The 17,139-nt window shown below is 53.3% G+C and carries 14 protein-coding genes and 12 tRNA genes; 11 read left to right on the plus strand and 15 right to left on the minus strand.

What is annotated here, in order from left to right:
* Positions 1–15: 15 nt before the first annotated feature.
* Positions 16–2,529: a hypothetical protein gene (locus F1728_RS05915; protein WP_155363328.1), complete on the plus strand. Its 2,514-nt coding sequence runs from the start codon at positions 16–18 to the stop codon at positions 2,527–2,529.
* 3 nt (positions 2,530–2,532) lie between these two features.
* On the opposite strand, the gene F1728_RS05920 is transcribed toward F1728_RS05915, so the two are convergent.
* The 13 genes from F1728_RS05920 to F1728_RS05980 all read right to left on the minus strand — a co-directional run bounded on the left by F1728_RS05920 (position 2,533) and on the right by F1728_RS05980 (position 4,933).
* Positions 2,533–2,615: transfer RNA gene (locus F1728_RS05920), tRNA-Leu, on the minus strand.
* 15 nt (positions 2,616–2,630) lie between these two features.
* A tRNA-Tyr gene (locus tag F1728_RS05925) sits at positions 2,631–2,711 on the minus strand.
* A 17-nt stretch (positions 2,712–2,728) separates the two neighbouring features.
* A tRNA-Leu gene (locus tag F1728_RS05930) sits at positions 2,729–2,806 on the minus strand.
* A gap of 11 nt (positions 2,807–2,817) precedes the next feature.
* A tRNA-Asp gene (locus F1728_RS05935) sits at positions 2,818–2,890 on the minus strand.
* Positions 2,891–2,905: 15 nt separating this feature from the next.
* Positions 2,906–2,979, minus strand: a tRNA-Leu gene (locus F1728_RS05940).
* A gap of 13 nt (positions 2,980–2,992) precedes the next feature.
* Positions 2,993–3,063, minus strand: a tRNA-Trp gene (locus F1728_RS05945).
* A gap of 19 nt (positions 3,064–3,082) precedes the next feature.
* Positions 3,083–3,157, minus strand: a tRNA-Asn gene (locus F1728_RS05950).
* Positions 3,158–3,196: 39 nt separating this feature from the next.
* A tRNA-Pro gene (locus F1728_RS05955) sits at positions 3,197–3,271 on the minus strand.
* Positions 3,272–3,285: 14 nt separating this feature from the next.
* Positions 3,286–3,356, minus strand: a tRNA-Gly gene (locus F1728_RS05960).
* A 41-nt stretch (positions 3,357–3,397) separates the two neighbouring features.
* Positions 3,398–3,470: transfer RNA gene (locus F1728_RS05965), tRNA-Thr, on the minus strand.
* A gap of 20 nt (positions 3,471–3,490) precedes the next feature.
* Positions 3,491–3,562, minus strand: a tRNA-Lys gene (locus F1728_RS05970).
* Between the two features lie 74 nt (positions 3,563–3,636).
* Positions 3,637–3,709: transfer RNA gene (locus F1728_RS05975), tRNA-Glu, on the minus strand.
* Between the two features lie 477 nt (positions 3,710–4,186).
* The gene (locus F1728_RS05980) at positions 4,187–4,933 is read right to left on the minus strand and encodes a creatininase family protein (RefSeq protein ID WP_194242701.1); all 747 of its coding nucleotides are present in this window, start codon (positions 4,931–4,933) and stop codon (positions 4,187–4,189) included.
* A gap of 203 nt (positions 4,934–5,136) precedes the next feature.
* Here F1728_RS05980 and F1728_RS05985 point away from each other — a divergent pair, with 203 nt between their 5' ends.
* The 3 genes from F1728_RS05985 (at position 5,137) to F1728_RS05995 (ending at position 7,675) form a co-directional block, all read left to right on the plus strand.
* The gene (locus F1728_RS05985; protein WP_155363330.1) at positions 5,137–6,489 is read left to right on the plus strand and encodes a right-handed parallel beta-helix repeat-containing protein; all 1,353 of its coding nucleotides are present in this window, start codon (positions 5,137–5,139) and stop codon (positions 6,487–6,489) included.
* A gap of 78 nt (positions 6,490–6,567) precedes the next feature.
* Positions 6,568–7,155, plus strand: a complete 588-nt coding sequence (locus F1728_RS05990) for a hypothetical protein (protein ID WP_155363331.1) — start codon at positions 6,568–6,570, stop codon at positions 7,153–7,155.
* A 22-nt stretch (positions 7,156–7,177) separates the two neighbouring features.
* The gene (locus tag F1728_RS05995) at positions 7,178–7,675 is read left to right on the plus strand and encodes a hypothetical protein (RefSeq protein WP_155363332.1); all 498 of its coding nucleotides are present in this window, start codon (positions 7,178–7,180) and stop codon (positions 7,673–7,675) included.
* Positions 7,676–7,716: 41 nt separating this feature from the next.
* On the opposite strand, the gene F1728_RS06000 is transcribed toward F1728_RS05995, so the two are convergent.
* Positions 7,717–8,808, minus strand: coding sequence for a prenyltransferase/squalene oxidase repeat-containing protein (locus tag F1728_RS06000; protein ID WP_155363333.1), 1,092 nt, complete (start codon positions 8,806–8,808; stop codon positions 7,717–7,719).
* Positions 8,809–8,998: 190 nt separating this feature from the next.
* On the opposite strand from F1728_RS06000, the gene F1728_RS06005 reads away from it, so the two are divergent.
* From F1728_RS06005 to F1728_RS06020, 4 genes are all read left to right on the plus strand, one after another.
* Complete coding sequence (locus tag F1728_RS06005) at positions 8,999–10,036, plus strand: NHL repeat-containing protein (protein ID WP_155363334.1); 1,038 nt, start codon at positions 8,999–9,001, stop codon at positions 10,034–10,036.
* Between the two features lie 102 nt (positions 10,037–10,138).
* The gene (locus F1728_RS06010; RefSeq protein WP_155363335.1) at positions 10,139–10,918 is read left to right on the plus strand and encodes a hypothetical protein; all 780 of its coding nucleotides are present in this window, start codon (positions 10,139–10,141) and stop codon (positions 10,916–10,918) included.
* A gap of 71 nt (positions 10,919–10,989) precedes the next feature.
* Complete coding sequence (locus tag F1728_RS06015; protein WP_228030803.1) at positions 10,990–11,262, plus strand: S24 family peptidase; 273 nt, start codon at positions 10,990–10,992, stop codon at positions 11,260–11,262.
* Between the two features lie 23 nt (positions 11,263–11,285).
* The gene (locus F1728_RS06020; protein ID WP_155363336.1) at positions 11,286–12,041 is read left to right on the plus strand and encodes a hypothetical protein; all 756 of its coding nucleotides are present in this window, start codon (positions 11,286–11,288) and stop codon (positions 12,039–12,041) included.
* Between the two features lie 22 nt (positions 12,042–12,063).
* On the opposite strand, the gene F1728_RS06025 is transcribed toward F1728_RS06020, so the two are convergent.
* On the minus strand, positions 12,064–13,440 hold the full coding sequence (locus F1728_RS06025) for an aspartate kinase (protein ID WP_155363337.1): 1,377 nt from the start codon (positions 13,438–13,440) through the stop codon (positions 12,064–12,066).
* Positions 13,441–13,777: 337 nt separating this feature from the next.
* On the opposite strand from F1728_RS06025, the gene F1728_RS06030 reads away from it, so the two are divergent.
* From F1728_RS06030 to F1728_RS06040, 3 genes are read left to right on the plus strand one after another with little or no spacing between them, the layout of a single operon-like run.
* Positions 13,778–14,305: a DUF6790 family protein gene (locus F1728_RS06030; protein ID WP_155363338.1), complete on the plus strand. Its 528-nt coding sequence runs from the start codon at positions 13,778–13,780 to the stop codon at positions 14,303–14,305.
* Complete coding sequence (locus F1728_RS06035; RefSeq protein ID WP_155363339.1) at positions 14,306–14,641, plus strand: hypothetical protein; 336 nt, start codon at positions 14,306–14,308, stop codon at positions 14,639–14,641.
* A 48-nt stretch (positions 14,642–14,689) separates the two neighbouring features.
* Positions 14,690–17,068 carry a hypothetical protein gene (locus F1728_RS06040; RefSeq protein ID WP_155363340.1) on the plus strand — a complete coding sequence of 793 codons (2,379 nt, stop codon included), beginning with the start codon at positions 14,690–14,692 and terminating at the stop codon, positions 17,066–17,068.
* Positions 17,069–17,139: the final 71 nt, after the last annotated feature.

A 17,139-nucleotide genomic window follows, 5' to 3' on the forward strand; every position in this document is an offset into this window, starting at 1 on the left:
ATGGAGAATCAGAGAATGCGTATCGCTACTGAATTAGTCCTGAAACTGATCTGCCTGCTTCTACTGATTGCCCCAGTCACAAATGTGGAAGCGGGAAAATCGGCGGCGTGGCTCTCTGAGCGGAACACTGAAGCTCCCTTCTGTTACCGGCCCGGCGGCCAGCGTACATGGCCACTGATCTCAGGTAAGCTGACCGCGAATAATCAGATCCTGCTCAAGGCAGAACAGAAAGGCAAACTTCTGGCGAAAGGCCCCCAACTGGACTTCGAGGGGTATGCGATCTCGGTCTCCATGGATGGCAGACTCCATATCACATCTGCAAACAAAACAGACAGCGACTCATTTCAGCTCATCGTCATACTGAAACAACAAGAAAAGATCGTGCAGACGCAGACGCTTCAGGTCTACCCTGCTCCGCCCGATCGCCCCATCAGTTATCTGTCCGATCAGCTGGATGATCTGATTCGCATCTTCTGGGACAATGAGACGAGTCAGTGGAAACCTGTCGATAAAAGTGCCTTTGATCAATACTTCCGCCGCCTGCAGGCACACGGAGTCTCTCGGCTGATTGTCTGGCTGGGTGCTTACCCCGTCATTGAAAACCCTGACAATTATCGAGCCGCTAACTGGGAGCTGTATGCGAAACAGGCACGGGCCATCCTGAACAGTGAAGCGTTAAATCGGGTCATGTATGGACGCCGTGGGCATCGGGTGGCGTATCAATGGCACGGTTTCATCATGCAGTTTCGGCTGCATCCCGAGTGGGGAAACTGGTATGCCCAGAGCGCTGCGGACCACGGGATCTCCCTGACCGCTACCTTCAGGCCCTTTGAGCAGGGACTCATGAAATATCTGGTCATCCCTGCCTTCGATGAGCAGGGCGCGTTTCTCTGGAACTTTCTGCCCTACGCGACACCGAACGCCAATTTCAGTCCCAAGACAACGGCATTCGCGCATTACCGCAAACTGTTTGAAGCGGCAGGGAATGCGGACAAAACTGAAGTCGTGAGCCTGACCTTCGAAAGTGTTCCCGAATCGAAGCCGCAGGAATTGACTAAAGACGATTTGAAAATTTATGCGACTGACGCGCCGCCGATCGCGAACGATTCGTTTGTGCTCGTGCGGAATACGAAAGATGAATTTCAATTGCAGACCTACGCCACCATCGCTGAGCGGGTGACAGCGCAACGGCGGGAGCTCAAGGGTTGGACACTGAACGTATTAAAAGATGGTGCGATTCAGATCGACGGCCTTCAGCGACCGCCGAGCAGCCGCTACCTGGTGATTGAGTCGGGGAGTCCGTTTTCCGGAAAGGTCCAGTTACCGGCAGAGTTACCGATCTCGGCGCATGCGAAAGCAGGCAACCGCGTGGGTCGTTTCAATGCGTACTGGGCACTGGAGGAAACCAGTCCGGAAAACGCGACGACCCGCATTGCCGGTATCACTCCCGCGGGCGGGTACCGCACTGACTTCCAGACGATCGAGAACAGCTTTCGCATTGTGGGTAAGGGACCTGCGGTGCGTCCCCTGGGCCAGGATCAAATTATCATCGACTTTGGACCGGACTGGCTCCCCGAGATTATGGACCTGAACCAGAGTGCGACGCGGGCGATGTTCGTCAAGCAGCTGCAGACGATTCTCCAGCAACCCGCCTTTGACGAAATCATGCTCAATACCCGTTCGCACACGCATCTGGCCGGGACTTCAGGCGATGGTGAGTCTGGCGTGCAGACCACTGGACACTATCGGCGGAAAGGCAAGTCGTTCCGGCGGCTCACACTCGATCGCGCCTATGCTCCCGTCTCAGCAGCACAGCTGGATGTTTTGCAATCATTACTTAAATCGGATGATCCAAAACTGGTTGAAAAGATTACCACCTGGCCAGCCGGTGAATGGACAGAGACCTGTCAGAGTCCCGATACGGAATATGTCTGGCGGTACGCCCGGAACGTTACTGTCGCCAAAGGACTTCGTGCCCTGTTGCAGGATCTGGAAAACACGTTTCCAGAAACACGAATCCGTGCCGTGATGCCTCCCAGGGCTGCCGTTGAACAGCAGGTAACCTCTGCTCTCCCCGGACTGAAACAACCGGAAGGGGAAGCTTATGATGCGAGCTACTACCGCTATCTGACCAGCGGGCTGAATCAGATCCCTTCCATTACAGAAGGTACTGCGCTGCTCGATTTACGTGGTTTGCGCGTAGAGCCGGCCCTGCTGGGATTTCGGCTGTTGCCTGACTCGGGGCCTGCGAAGCTGCAACTGGAGACGTATCTGGCAGATCAGTCCGACAATCATGGATCGACCTATCGGGGACCAAAGAGTTTTTTCTACGAAGCACAGGAATCGTTGCGTGCCCGGGATAAAACACAGGCCACACGTCGACGGGAAGAGATCATCGACGATTTACTCAAGCAGGAATCGATTAAAGAAGTGATTCTTTATGAAGCGGCCGACTGGATCTATTACCTGCCGGCTTATGATCCTCATCGTTACCTGAACTCGGATAAAGTGACGTCAGCAGAAAAGTAAAAGTGGCCAGAGCGAGAGTCGAACTCGCACTCCTTGAAGGAACGACTTTCTGAGAGTCGCGCGTCTACCAGTTCCGCCACCTGGCCGGGTGGTTCAATAAGTGCGTTGGGACGGAGTCGAACCGCCACAGCGAGAAGCGGGTGGGTTACAGCCACTTGGGCTCACCAATGCCCAGCCAACGCGTGTGTCTTCTATCCAGTAGCACGGGCGGGAGTCGAACCCGCAGACAATCACGAAATTTTAAGTTTCGTTGCTTTACCAGTTTGCATACCGTGCCTTGACTTAGGCCTCCCCGATGGGATTTGAACCCACGATCTCCTGCGTGACAGGCAGGTGAGCACTCCGGACTGCTCCGCGAGGACGTAATGAATTTCAGTAGCTCGGGTGGGATTCGAACCCACAGCATCTCTGGTTCTAAGCCAAAGTGGTCTGCCAGTTGCCTACCGAGCCAGATTGAATGAAGCACGCCCCCAGGGATTTGAACCCCGATCGACCGGGTTGGAACCGGTCATGCTGCCGTTACACCAGAGGCGTGAATGGTTGTGGTTTCAAGCTGCGGTGGCAGGAATCGAACCTGCGTCAAAGCGATTAACAGTCGCCCACCCGTACCAACACGAGTACCACCGCAGTAAATCAGTTTTCTAACACTGTGCCGCTCAAAGCGGAGTCAGGGTGACTGGATTCGAACCAGTGATCTCGTGCTTCCAAGGCACGCGGGTTAACCAGACTTCCCCACACCCTGTTCTGTTTTAAAAGAGCACCCAGCGGGAATCGAACCCGCACTTCCGCCATGGCAAGACAGTAGGCTACCGTTACATCATGGGCGCAAATTGGTGGTTGTTTCTGTTACTGTGATTTCCGTTCTGAGAGCACCAGGTGGGATTTGAACCCACATCACCGCGTTACAAAGGCAGCGTCTTGCCAGGTTAGACGACCGGTGCGTTTCATAATTCATTACTAATGGGGCCGGAGGGATTCGAACCCCCACCTGCAAGGTTAAAAGCCAGCAATGCAACCGTTACACCACGACCCCGGAAAGAAACAGGGGCCGTGCGTTTAGAACGAGTTAAACTCACCATGATGAAAGCTCCTTCAATATTAGATAAATGACCCGTGTGGGATTCGAACCCGACCTACCCGGTTAGAAAGACCGGTAACCTCACCAGAAGTTGAACGGGCCAAAGTAAAGTGCGTACCCTGAGCGCGAGGCCAACAGGACGGCACCTGACTGCAGTAAATTAATCATTGGATTTGGTGAAGACACAAAAAAAACCGCTGCCTGACGACACCGGGTGATTTCAGAGACCTGAGGATCAACCAGATGTCAACAGCGCAAATTCAGCGCGAGCGTATCTTCAGCCGGGAGGCCGGCTTCGAGATTGCCTGCGGGTTTGCCTTTGAAACTGATTGTCCACAAATAAGAAACCATCGGAGTAAATTTCCGTTTTTGAATGTGATTAATAATATGCCAACGTGTCTGTCAGTTGAACTGACTGTTAACTAAGAGACGTTTCCCTAAAAACGGTTCGCAGTTTTTTGAGAAATCTCTATATCTTTTCAGATGCGCCAGGAAAGAGATTTATTTCTTCTAATTATGAACTTTTTGAAATCATTTTGATTTTTTGAGAAATGTGACAAAGTCGAAGATCGATATCAATCAATACCCCGGATACTGCTGCGAAAGTTCCAGTAACTCCTGCAGATACTGCACCGAGTTATCAATAACCGCCTGCTTGAATATCTCCCCCTTAGCTGCAGTCGCCTGAGTCGGATGCCCTGTATGCCCTTCTCCGCCGGAAAGCGTTTTCATCGACCACATATCCTGCAACGGTGCCTTGAAGTGGGGTGTCGGATTATCCACCCGCTCTGCTTTGACTTGCTCCGGACAGAGCGCGAGCATTAACGATGTTTCCACATCGCCGCAGTGCACTTCGAAACCGTGTGCAAACTGATCGTAAATGGCAGCGGGTACCTGTTCCCAGGGATTGAGATAAAACAGGTGGCACTGCTGTTTCTCACAATTCAATTCCCGGATGATGGGTTTGAGAATAAAATTGCCGCCATGCCAGGGGCAGACAATCAACTTCTGAATGCCGACCCGTGTAAGTGAATCCCAGATATCTCGCACAATACTCCGCATGGTCAACGGGGTGAAACTGATGGTCCCGCGATAGCCGGTATTTTCTTCGGATGAAGAGACAGGCAATGTCGGCAGCAGGAAGACATGTCCGGGCCAGTTGAGCTGTTCCAGGATGGCCGTCGAAAGCTGATCGGCGAGGATCGTATCCGTGGCGAGCGGGAGGTGCCTTGAATGTTGTTCTGTCGCCCCGATGGGAAGAAACGCGATCTCCGGCTGGTGTGCTTCCAGTTCAAAAGCCGTGTGCTGATCAGATAATATTTTCATCGAGCGTGTTCTCGTATCAAGGAATGACGATGCCCCGGTCAAAAGTCTCACAGACACGTTTATCATACAGCATACCAGAACACCCCGGGCGTACAATTCAGGAACAGTTGATCGATTATTTGTTTGTATTCCTGACAAGGGGAGACTAATCTGAGAGTAAAGCCGTCACCCTCGCTGATTCCCTTCTCACAACAGGTTCTGCCGTGTATTCATTCGCTCGCTTACCGTCGATTGCCATCCTGCTGTTGATGCTGTCTGCCGGAAAGCTGACTGCTGCCGAATATTATGTCGCGCCAAATGGCATTGATCAGAACCCCGGCACGCTGAATCAGCCTTTTCGCAGTATCGCCCGTGGTCTGAACACTGCCCGCCAACCGGGGGACACTCTGATTCTCCGCGCAGGCAACTATCCGCAGTCCCGCCCTTTAAATCTGATTTCATCCGGGACTCAGAGGAACCCGATCACGGTGCGTGCGATGCAGGGTGAAACGGCAGTGATTGACGGTCGCGGTACTCCCGCTGACTCCAGTTTGATCAATGTCTTAGCGCATCATGTGCGGATTCAGGGACTGACAATCCGGAATGCACAGAAAATCGGTATCTCAATCTGGGGGCCAGGGAGCCGGATTCACCACGTCACAGTCTCGGGCAACCAGATTCAGAACTGTCAAAGCAGTGGGATCTACGCCGGTTATAACCGCCTGGATGATCCCGTTCATGATCTGCTGTTTGAAGACAACACCATCACCGATTGTGTGCTGTCGAATCAAAGAGAACCGCATCAGCGATGGAGTTTCGGCGTTGGTGCCGGGCTGTCGAAGAATGTGACGATCAGAAACAACACCGTTTCCCGCTGTTATGGAGAAGGCATCGGTCTTTATCTATCAGATATAGGGACCATTGAGGGGAACACCGTCTCAGACAATTTTTCTGTTAACGTCTATCTGGATAACACAACGCATACGCTCGTCAGTCGCAACCTGGTCTATTCTACCGGTAAGCGGGAATTTTATCGGTTCAATCAGCCTGCGTCTGGAATCCAGATCGCCAATGAAAATTATGGTGGTTATCAAAATCCCAGTGCTGATAATACCATCGTCGGCAATATCCTGGTGAATAATTACTATGCCATTTATTCCGGCAACTATCAGCGGGGAGGTGGACTGAAGCAGACCCTGATTGCCCACAACACGGCCTGTGGTTCGACCGGTCCCCTGCTCCACATTGATGCCGACAGCGGACATCGGCAGTCTCGAATTGTCAATAACATCTTTCAGCAGACCGGACGTGCCTCACTGACAGACGTCGCAGGCCCGGTGGACCAGATCGAGTTCGATCACAATCTCTGGTACGGCGGCGTTCCTGAACCAGCGGTCCGGGGAACGGGGGATATTCGTGCGAACCCGCAGTTCAAGAATGCAGGCCGGTTGCAGAGACAGGACTATGATCTGCGTCCGCTTTCCCCCGCAAACAATACGGGCATCAGACTGAATGAGTTAACCTCGTTTTATTCTGACCGGTCTTCCTCTTCGCCGGTGAATCTGGGCGCCCGCTAACTGTGGGCGGGAACCTTCTGGCTCCATGCACTGTCCTGAAATAAAAATCTACTTACCACTCTCTTAAAAAAGCCAAGCATGAATTCGAACCACTCGATGACACCGAATGAACTGAACGCGATCATTTCCCGACTGGCCGAGCACCTGCTCACGCAGGGAATCGATGACCGGTTTCGCGAACTGGCCCGCGAGGAGTCACAACAAGTCTTTGTTGCTCAACTAGATCAGCTCAGAACAATGTTTCATGATCCACCGCCACAGTCTGATGCCTACGACGTACAACAGCATGGCCTGGGTGGCTGGTTAAGTGCTTGTCAGTTCGCGATTTTCGAATTGATCTATAACCTGGGTGCAGACGCCCTTCCCTTCATTAGAGAAATCGCCTGGGGCGAATATGACTGGACGCAGGGAAATGCGATCGAACTCCTGCTCCGCTTTGCCGCAGAGGGCATCCGGACCGAAGAAATTCTCGCAGAAATCAAAACCAACTTCCCTCAGATCCGCTACGAGGCACAACTGTATTGCATGCAGCCCCTGCTACCCGAACTGGAACAGAATGCACAGCTCAAATCTATTTTTGACCAGTTGCGGAATAAGATCGAAGAGTTCCAGGAAGCGTATGCGGAGCTCACGGAGGAAGCGGAAGACGGCGATTCTCTCAATTGATTTTTTCCCAGCCTGACTGACCATGATCATCATCCAACACATCACGACTCTCTGGACGAAAAAATCGCGAGGGATGCCTGCCGCGGCGAAAAGGAACGCCGTTCCGCACAGGCTGCTCTTACCTGCTGAGCCGCGTCCCCTGCCCTCGATATTCGTGCATCAAGTCAGCGCTGAAGAACAAACTGACTTTCAATTGCAACAGACAACGCTGATCCCCACCTCAGAGGCCCAGTACTGGTCATTCCAGTTTCAACAGCAGGCGGATCAGCTGGAGGTCTGGTTTACTTTCAGCTGGACCGAGCATGGTGCGCCTGACCGGGGATCCTACACACGCCCGTTGTTTAATCTGAAGCAGAACCAGACCGGAGCGTTCTCAATCAATGGCCGCTTTTCTTCAGATCAGGGCCAGCATTATGCATCCCATTCTGTCAATCTGGGATTCGTCGATCGCTTTCACGATAACCTGTTTCTGACCCAGGCTCCGGAGCACAGCGTCAATCTGGGTGCCCATCTCTTTTAAAGATGGTTTCCTTTCGCACTGTGATCTCGAAATATTGTCATTCAGCGCATCGCCAGTAATGGAACATTACCAAAGGGGAACTGCAGTACGATCAGCGCCATCGCGGTCGCGTATTCATCGCCGATGTTGGCGTCGTGCCAGGCGCCGCTCGTTGACTGCTGCATGAGCAGCTCGTCGCGGACTGTGGGGTACCAGCGATCCCATTCCTTTTGTCCTACCTGCCAGGCGGCGTGCGTCGCGTAGAAACGTCCATAGAAATGGTATTCTGCCAGTTTCCCCGGGGAGAGTTCCAGCGGCGGATGCGGATGCTGTAAGTATTCCCGTCCGCGCTGCACCAGGGGATCCTGTCCCAGGCCGGCACAGGTGAGTGCCACCACCGCGGCCGCCGAGCGGGGGAACAGTGATTCCGGAGGATCGTCCAGGCGATATCGGAAACCGCCGTCCTCGTTCTGGGCCCGCCTGAGAAAATCGACGCTCCGCTCAATCGCTTCCCGAGGCACGCCGATACCCGCCTGTCGGGCCGAGAACAAAGCCAGCAACTGGCAGGTCGAGATCGAAACATCCGCGTCTTTGGGGTCGGACGTATAACACCAGCCCCCCTGCTCATTCTGTAGATTCAGAATCAGCTCTGTCGCCGCTTTCAACGTTTCGCGGACTCGTGGATCATATGATTCGCCGAAGACCTGTCCCAGGAACATGGTTGCGAATCCGTGACCATACAGCGTCGCATGCGTGCGGATCTCCGCTTCGACGATGAATCCATTCTCCTGTGCCCTTGCGAGCAGATAACGGATGCACTCCTGAATCGCGCGACGATACGGGCCGGTCATGCCGCGATGTGCCAGAAATGCGGTCCCCGCCAGTGCGCAGACTCCCACGTTCCGCGCATAGGAACCCCGGCTGCCAAATCCACCATCTGCCACCTGCCGGGAAGCGAGCCATTTCAAGCCGCCTTCAATGGCTACCTGTGTCTGCGGGGTGACATGCTCCGGGGCGGCAGGCAGCCCCGCGTGTAGCGGAGTTCCATGCCACCAGTGGCGCAACACCGCCATGGCGCTGCCCAGTGCTGCCCCCAGCACTCCGCGACGGGACCATTCGGATTCGGACGGTGATTCAGGTTCGCGCGTTGCCATTCGTGATGCTTACTTTCATGGAAATTCAGGTCTGTCTCTATTCTATACCAGCAGGCCACCTCGCTGCACAATTATTTGCAGGATATTCAGCAGTCCCCGAATCTCTTTGCCTGAGATCAGCAAGTCGGCTATGATCGAGTCCTGCCCCATCCCTTTCCTGATCTAAAAGGAATGTGAATTACCTGATTCAATGAAAAATCATGTTTTGAGAAACGGCCTGCTCTGTTGCCTGTGTCTTCTGGCAGCGCACGCTCTGATACATCCACCGATTATCAACGCCGCAGAACCCACTCCCATTCAGTTTCTGAAAACCTGGGGGCAGCAGGGAGACCAGCCGGGCGAGTTCCATTTTCCGATCGATATTGCGATCAATGCCAGCGATGAAATTTATGTGACCGATCACCTGAATGACCGCGTGCAGAAATTCGATCGCGCAGGCAAGCTGCTGGGGCAGTTTTCTGTACTTCCCAATCCGGGTGGGCTCGCGTTCGACAAGCAGGGGAATCTGGTGATCTCGCACATCGTAGCTTCGGGATCGAGCAAGCATAAAATCGGCGATCGGATTTCGATCTATTCTCCCCAGAGGAAGCTCATTCGCCAATGGGGGAAGCAGGGGAAAGGACCGGGAGAATTCAACTGCCCGGGAGGCATCGCGGTGGCGGACAACGGCCGCATCTATGTCGCCGACCAGACCAACCACCGGGTGCAGGTCTTTGATCCGACGGGCCAGTTCCTGTTTGAGTGGGGCAAGCACGGCAGTCAGCCGGGCGAATTCGGAGGCAAAGCGAATCCCAACTCACGGGTCGGCGGTCCGCAGTTCCTGGCCTTCGATTCTGAGGGGAACCTCTGGACGACCGAAGGCGCCAACTGCCGCGTCCAGCAGTTTACAGCGGAAGGAAAGCTGCTCCAGCACTGGGCGACCGACGCCGACACCCCGGGTGGACTGGGCGGTTATTTCAGCGGCTTTGGAGGTCAGCCGGTAAAAAGTCTCACCGGACCGATTGCGGTCTGTATTGATCAGAAAGATCGTCTTTGGATCTCCGCCGTCAGCGGCCGCGTGCAACAGTTTTCGTCAGCAGGAAAGTATCTCCGCGGCTGCGGCGAAAAACAGGGAACGGCTGCAGGCGAATTCTACGCCCCCCACGGGATGGCGTTTGACAGTCAGGGCAACCTGTATGTGGTCGATGCTTATAACCACCGCATTCAGAAGTTTGCCGTCGCACCGTGAAATGAGCCCGTAATTGCGTTGGTGGTATCAATTTGAATCATAAGCTGTATAATCAAAAACGTGCAGGCACATCGCACTCCTCTTTATAACAGGTTTAGTCCCATGAAACTGATGCTTTTCGTATTTATGTGCCTGATTCCCGTAACGGTCCCTGCAGCGGACTGGCAGCCCCCGCAGAATCCCAATCCGCAGGAGATTCTGCAAAGCATCCGCAGCGATGTGCGGGCGAAAGACTACCAGACCGCTCTCGCCAAACACGTCTGGTTCCATGAGAACGCTCTCAAATATAATTCCGCGCTCACAGGGGTTCGGCTCTCTTTTGCTCTGGCCTACTGGGATCAATTGGCTCAGATCTATCCCCCCGCACTGGAAAAACTGAAAGAGATACGTGACCAGACCACAAAACAGGTGCTGGATGGAAAGGATGTTGCGACTTCATTCCAGGAACTGGAAGCTCTGAACCGCACGCTCGACCAAAACAACATGACGGTCGATACGTTTTTACTGCTCCACAAAGAGCATCCCGAAAAGGCAAAACTTGCATACAGGCTGGCTCAGCCGGCGCTGCTCAAAGCGAAAGAATACAAAATCTGTGGCGAGTATCTGGAACCGGAAAAATCTTACCAGCTACTGGTTCGCACAAGAGAAGCCAATCAGCAGTTAGCTAAAAACCCACAGATCGGCCCTGGCATTCTGGAGTTCTCCGATAAGCATTTCTCGAACCAGACCGCCATCCTGATCGCCCTGCTGGTTGTCAATGACCGTCAGGAAGAAGCGCGGAGCATCGCAGACAAGGCCCGCAAAGAGTGGGATAATGCAGACTTCCATAAAGCCCTTGATTCCGCCCTGGCCGGAACAGTGCCACCTTCCTGGCCGTATTAATTTCCTTATTGCCAATCAATGCTGTATAGAACGAATCTCCCATCGGCTGGGCCACACACTACATTGAACAACTGCAGGCAGGTGAGACCGTCTCTTTCCGTCCACGGGGTAATTCCATGAAAGGGAAAATCGAATCCGGGCAGCTCTGCACGGTCGCCCCCGTTGAGGAAGATGAACTCCAGAAGGGAGACATTGTGCTCTGTAAAGTGAATGGCAGTCAGTACCTGCATCTGATCAAAGCCATCCAGGGCAAACGCTTTCAGATCGGCAATAACATCGGCCGGATCAACGGCTGGATTACGTTTCAGTCCATTTATGGTAAACTGATTCAGGTAGAACCCTGACCTGTATTGCGAGGAACTTGCTCATGTCTGATGCTTCCGCAGATGATTTCGAGAACTGGCAGCCTCCCGACGATTGGTCGTCGCGGGATGTTCTCAGGGAAGCCCAGGCAGACCGGCGTGCGGGTCGCTATGCGGCAGCACTGGCCAAGCATGTCTGGTATCATCAGAATGAATCGTTACCTGAGATTCGTCGATCATCCGTATTGAGAAAATGGATGGAACTCGGAGCCGAATATCCCCCTGCTCTGCAGAAGCTCAAGGATTTCCGTGATCTGGCAAAAGCAAAACTGCTGAACGGAGAGGGTGACGTTCACGAGTTTGCTGAGTTTAGCAATATCAATCAAAAGCTGGAGGAGGAGCAACAAACGGCCTCCCTGTTTCTCACGCTGGATGAGCAAGACCCGGATCTGGCTTTCAAATGTTATCCGGATGCCGAATCGTCTTTGATTCGTGCAGGTGAGTATCAGGTATGCGGGAAATATATTGATCCTGAACATACTCTGGAAATCCATTTATCAGCTCTGAATTTCCTGCACCAGCGGCCCTCTCATACGAATCTGCCTCAGCATCTTCGTCAACACTCCCGCTTCTGGTATAACAGCGACTTCAATCAATCCTTCTATCAGCACGCCGCTGTCCTGATCGCCCTGTTAATTCACAACGATCGCAGTCCCGAAGCGCGGGCGTTTGCAGGTCGTGTGCGCTACGAGTTTAACGATCAGGTGCTGAATGAACTGGTAGCGGAAGCCCTGGAGGGACAGTTCCCTCCGGGATATTGAAGCAGGCAGACCGCCCTCAGCCTCAGGCGCGGGTGTCGTTAATCAGGACCCGATACAGAATGTTTAAGGCATCGTCGGCGACGGCCTGACTGACGCCGATATGGAAACAGATCTGTGAGGGACTCTGATCGATCATTTCGATCGGAATATGGTGCTCACCCAGCGCGTTGATCGCATCGACCAGCGGATAGGAGTTGCGTTTGAGTCCCAGGCCGACCGGTGTGATGACTGACAGATTGTAGACCACGTCCATAAAATCGGGCTTGAGCTGTTTTTCAATGGCCCGCCGCAGGTCGTTGATGCTCCCTTTGAGGTCATCCTGCTTGACCAGAACGGCGATGTCGTCTTTATCGGTTGGATAATGGTAGGTGTTGATCCCGTAGCTCTGGAAGATCTTTAACAATGTCGCGGTGAAGCCAACCTCTTCGCAGAGCATGTCCTTTTCCAGGTAGATATAAGCCATGTTGTCCAGCCGGGCGATGCCGACCACGCCCTCTTCCGGTACGCGCTCGTTGAGAATCTGCGTACCGGCGGCTTCGGGGTGATTTGTATTGCGGACATGAATCGGAATTTTGCGTTTCCGGCAGTTGAGCATCGCGTCGAGGTGAAAGACATTCACTCCTTTGGAGGAGAGCAGACGGATCTCTTTGAACGTCAGCCGGGGAATCGCCCGGGCGGCAGAGATGATGCGGGGGTCGGATTCGAGCACACCGCTCACGTCGGTCCAGTTCTCGTACTTGTCGCCGTCGATCGCATAGGCAATCTCGCCTCCGGTCAGATCGGAACCGCCACGGGAAAAGACGGCGATCTCTCCCTGTGCGGTCACGCCGTAGAAACCGGGAATGACGGTGACCATGTCGGTCTCTTCCTCGTCCAGGACCGCAATGTTATCGTAGGCGGGCTCTTCGACTTTGGCATCGAGGTAACTGTCAGTGACCAGGAAGCCGAATTCTTCCGGCAGACACGCGCGGGCTTCCATGCCTTTTCTCTGAAAATACCGCGCGATGATCCGGGCATTGTAGTGCTCGCCCCGCGAAGCAAGGAATGCGATCCGTTTATCGCCATCCAGGTTGGGCTCCAGATCGGTTTTCAGCGACTCGATCAGGTCGTTGCCTTCGATCTCCAGGTCGGAGATGATGCCGCTGAAGCGATTGATGACCGCCTGTTTGCTCTCGGTTGCGGAGATCGACTTGCGGGAGTCGCGAAAGTGCTGCCCCCGGGTCGCAATGTTGAGCAGATGATCGGTGATCTTTTCTTCGTTTTTCTGGACTCGCCCCGGAGCCGAGACCACCACAAACCGTCGTTGGGGATTGTCGGCGACAATGCGACGGACTTTTTCGATTTGAGTAGCGTTCGCTACGGAACTTCCACCAAATTTACAGACTACACTGTTTGTCATATTGTATATTCCCCCCTGTTTTATGAGTTCTCACCCGGCGGGCTTCAATGCAGCCTGCACGCGGTTAACAAACTCGGGGGGCTTCCTCGTGGCTTCCTCTTCGTTTTTCAATCAGATTGAATAAATATTTCTTAAGTAACTGTGATCTTTATGCTTAGTTCGCATTATCAGTTACATTCCTCACTGCCTGATTCCTGTGAAATCGCTTTTGATTTCTCAAAAAACAAGCTGATGCTTAGCAACCCTAATAGAATAGCCGATAGATAACAACTGTATAAATGCTGAGACGATGTAAACTAATGTGATTATCACAACTTTCTCCAACAGAGAGTGACCTATGGGTAAGCTGATTCAATTTGTCATGGAAAATTTTACTCTCACCTTTCTGATCCTGGGACTGATCGTTTCCGGATTTTCTCTCTTGAGAAAACCGCGACCATTGTCACGAGCGAACATTGTTGAGTCCCTGTTTGCCTGGTTACTATTCTTTTCCATAGGCTGTTCTTTCTTCTATAACTTCATCATGCATTCGTTTTTTGGCGAGATGGCAGCCAGTTTCATCGGCTGGTCCCAGAGTCCGTTTCAGTTTGAAGTGGGGACCGCCAGTCTGGGTTATGCTGTGGTGGGCTTTCTGGCATTCCGTGGCAGTCTGGGCATGCGGGCCGCAGCGGTGGTTGGGCCGTCGATGTTTCTTCTGGGCGCTGCAGGCGGACACGTCTACCAGATGATCACAGCCCATAACTTTGCTCCCGGGAATGCCGGGCTGATCTTTTACACGGACATCGTGCTGCCCATCATCGGTTTTGTCCTGCTGGGCATGCAGTATCGATATCAGCGCAGGGAACAGACTGAAGTCCGGACTTAAATGGACTCTTCCAGGAAGGATGAAGCGATCCGAATGGAAATCGACATTGAACAGGAACTGGCCGGAAAGAACCCGGCACGACTGGCACCACAGGTCCGGAAGCAGATTCGCATTCAGCAACTACGCGTCCGCAGTCACCTGATCATGGCATTCGTGTCTGCAGGAATCTTCAGCCTGCATCTGTTTCCGGGTTGGGTTCCACTCTGGATGGCCGTCTGTGCTCTGATTGTGTTTCCCATTTCACTGCTCTGTCTGTATGGCGATGGACGTTTACTCAAATACCAGCAGCAGAAACTGACATTGATTGAAGAAATCCTGAAATCACGGGGAAAATAGTAAGAACCCGTTGATCCATTCTGCTATAACAGACGTTTGTCATTCCATATGCCAAGCGATTCAGTGGTAACAGACCGGCAAGGAAAATCAAAGTGGCCCCGGCTGATCTTGTGCCTGGTCATCGTGGTGCTCGGCCTGCGCCTGGTTATTGTCGTCAGCGGGTCCCCTTCAGGTTGGCATTCGCTGTGGCATGACTGGAAAGCGGAAGCCTGGCGTCTGCTGGGGCAAACGACGTCGGTCAGCGAGGAACTTCCCGAGGAACAGGCGCAATACTGGTTGCAGCAGGTTGAGCAAATCCCCGCAACCCGGACCGACGCCCAGGTCGCGCTGGGGGCAGCCTGGATGCTCACCGAGCCGCAGTATGAGTTTCTCAAGCGGGACATCTTAACGACTGAAGACGCGAGGGAACTTTCTGGAAACCTGTTTGAACTCAGAGATCGGGCAGAAGCAGAGTATCAGGCTCTGTGTCGCGCTGCCTGTCTGAAACAGGCAGCGATCACCACGCAACTTGCCCCGGAAGATGTCGATTTCTGGAGACAGCGCGCGTTACTGCTGTTTGTGCTGAGCGATGAATCAGAGTGGGAACCGTCCACCGAGGACTGGCTGTCGCTGCTGGATGAGTGTGCGGCCCATGATCCGGAGAATGCATTCTACGACTACCTGGCAGCGATCAGGTTCTATCAGCAGTCCGCCGAACCGGTCTGGGATGACGAATATCGTCTGACTCTGAAAATCACGAATCCCCCAATCTATGCACAGGCTGAGCAACGACTGGAGGCGGGACAGAAAAAACCAACCCTGGATATGGGGGCGATTACCTGGTCGGCGACCCTGGCCTTTTTAGAACAGACATCACTCCCGCGGGGCGAGCAGATCAAAGCTGCAGAAGGGCGGAATGCCATTTATCCCGCTGAAATGATTGTCATTCGACTGCTACGCTGGTTGGACAATTCCTGCAAATCCGATCTGCTGCAAAAAAAGTACGCCGCAGTGATACGGAATGCAGACCGTGAATTGCGAATCGTAGAGCAGTTGCAGGGCCGTGACAATCTGTATGAACTGACATTCTTTAAATACAGCTTCCGCACTTTGGGACTGGGACATTCATTCCAGGTGTTGCAGACACATCCGGAGTCTTTCACTCCTGAGGAAGCTGTTCAACTGAAGCAGGATCTGCATCAGGCCTGGCTGCAGCGGAAGCTCTTTATGGAAGCCCTGAACCGTTATCATGCTCAGCAGGACGCACAACCCGCATTTGAGGCGCCCCTCGCAACAACGCTGACTGAACTCAGCCAACCTTTTATTCTCTTGTTGTTTCTACTCTCACTGTTGCTGGTGTTGACTGCTCGTTGGGCTGGCTGGTGTGAAACAGGTACCGCGTCTCGACCGGGCTGGTGGCGAACCCTGGTTGCCTGGTTTTCTGGAGTGAGCCTGAGCCTGTTTCTCTGGGGAGTAATCCCGGCGGATGCCCTTCCGGAACGTGTCTGGAACATCCTGCTGCTGACTCTCGGTTGGGTCAGTCTGATTCTGATATTAACCTTTTCTCTGCGAATGATCCGTAAGCGAGGAAATATTACCTGGATCCCATTAATTTCGCTGCTGCTGGTTCTCTTGATTCCTGTCCTGATCTGTTTTCAATATAGACCCCTGCAGACAATTGTGGAACAGTCCTGGCTACACGCTTCCCTGGCATTGTTCATCCCGGTTTCACTGCTGCTCGCCGTTCTTTATGGAACGGCGGTCTTCATCGTGATTCGTTTTTTATGTTCCCCCGGGTGGTCTGCACGCCGCAAGCTGACTGTCTGGGGCCTCGTTTTCCTGGTCACTCTATTGATCGTTCCCACCGGTTCTATGGTCTTTCGAGGCTCACTGAATCCAGCAGAAATACAAACCTGGTTCGGCGGTGATATTTCCGTGGCTGATGAGAATCCATTTCTCGCGCTGGCCGCCCAGAACCGGCAACCGCAAAAACAGATCCCCACATGGATCTGGATTTATCCGCAGTGGACGTCACATCATGGAGAAGGACTCGCCGTCCTGCTGTCTCTGTCAATTCTACTCAGTTGGTCTCTCCTGCGCCGGTCACGTTCGTCGAATGCCTTGGATTCGCAGATCTGGCAAGAGGGAGTTCTCCTGCTGAGGCGTTCCAGCCTGGTCGTTCTGCTGGTTGTGACAATGGTTTACCTGGCTGCCCTGCCCTCTGTGATCAAGGCGGAAAACAAGGATTACCAGAAACGATCTCAGGCTCTACTCAACCTGCTGGAACCCCTGCAGGAAGTGGATCGTATCCAAGCGGAGATCAAAGAGGAACCAGAACAAATGCAGTCATTTGAGCTGCGCATCAAAGAGATTGAACAGCAGTTGATTGACGAGGTCGACCGCACTGTAAATCCGTCTCCACGAGGGGAGTTGAAACCACTCGAATAACAGCATTACTACTTGATCTCTGCTTTGATGTGACCGCTCAGGAACGAACCTTCTTTTTCTTATGGCTCATA

Source organism: Gimesia benthica, assembly GCF_009720525.1.
Taxonomy (GTDB): domain Bacteria; phylum Planctomycetota; class Planctomycetia; order Planctomycetales; family Planctomycetaceae; genus Gimesia; species Gimesia benthica.

Coding starts and splice junctions, on each gene's coding strand:
- F1728_RS06005 (WP_155363334.1), top strand. CDS start 8,999: ATGAAAAATCATGTTTTGAGAAACGGCCTGCTCTGTTGCCTGTGTCTT.
- F1728_RS05990 (WP_155363331.1), top strand. CDS start 6,568: ATGAATTCGAACCACTCGATGACACCGAATGAACTGAACGCGATCATT.
- F1728_RS06025 (WP_155363337.1), bottom strand. CDS start 13,440: ATGACAAACAGTGTAGTCTGTAAATTTGGTGGAAGTTCCGTAGCGAAC.
- F1728_RS06020 (WP_155363336.1), top strand. CDS start 11,286: ATGTCTGATGCTTCCGCAGATGATTTCGAGAACTGGCAGCCTCCCGAC.
- F1728_RS06040 (WP_155363340.1), top strand. CDS start 14,690: ATGCCAAGCGATTCAGTGGTAACAGACCGGCAAGGAAAATCAAAGTGG.
- F1728_RS06000 (WP_155363333.1), bottom strand. CDS start 8,808: ATGGCAACGCGCGAACCTGAATCACCGTCCGAATCCGAATGGTCCCGT.
- F1728_RS05915 (WP_155363328.1), top strand. CDS start 16: ATGCGTATCGCTACTGAATTAGTCCTGAAACTGATCTGCCTGCTTCTA.
- F1728_RS05980 (WP_194242701.1), bottom strand. CDS start 4,933: ATGAAAATATTATCTGATCAGCACACGGCTTTTGAACTGGAAGCACAC.
- F1728_RS06010 (WP_155363335.1), top strand. CDS start 10,139: ATGAAACTGATGCTTTTCGTATTTATGTGCCTGATTCCCGTAACGGTC.
- F1728_RS05995 (WP_155363332.1), top strand. CDS start 7,178: ATGATCATCATCCAACACATCACGACTCTCTGGACGAAAAAATCGCGA.
- F1728_RS06030 (WP_155363338.1), top strand. CDS start 13,778: ATGGGTAAGCTGATTCAATTTGTCATGGAAAATTTTACTCTCACCTTT.
- F1728_RS06035 (WP_155363339.1), top strand. CDS start 14,306: ATGGACTCTTCCAGGAAGGATGAAGCGATCCGAATGGAAATCGACATT.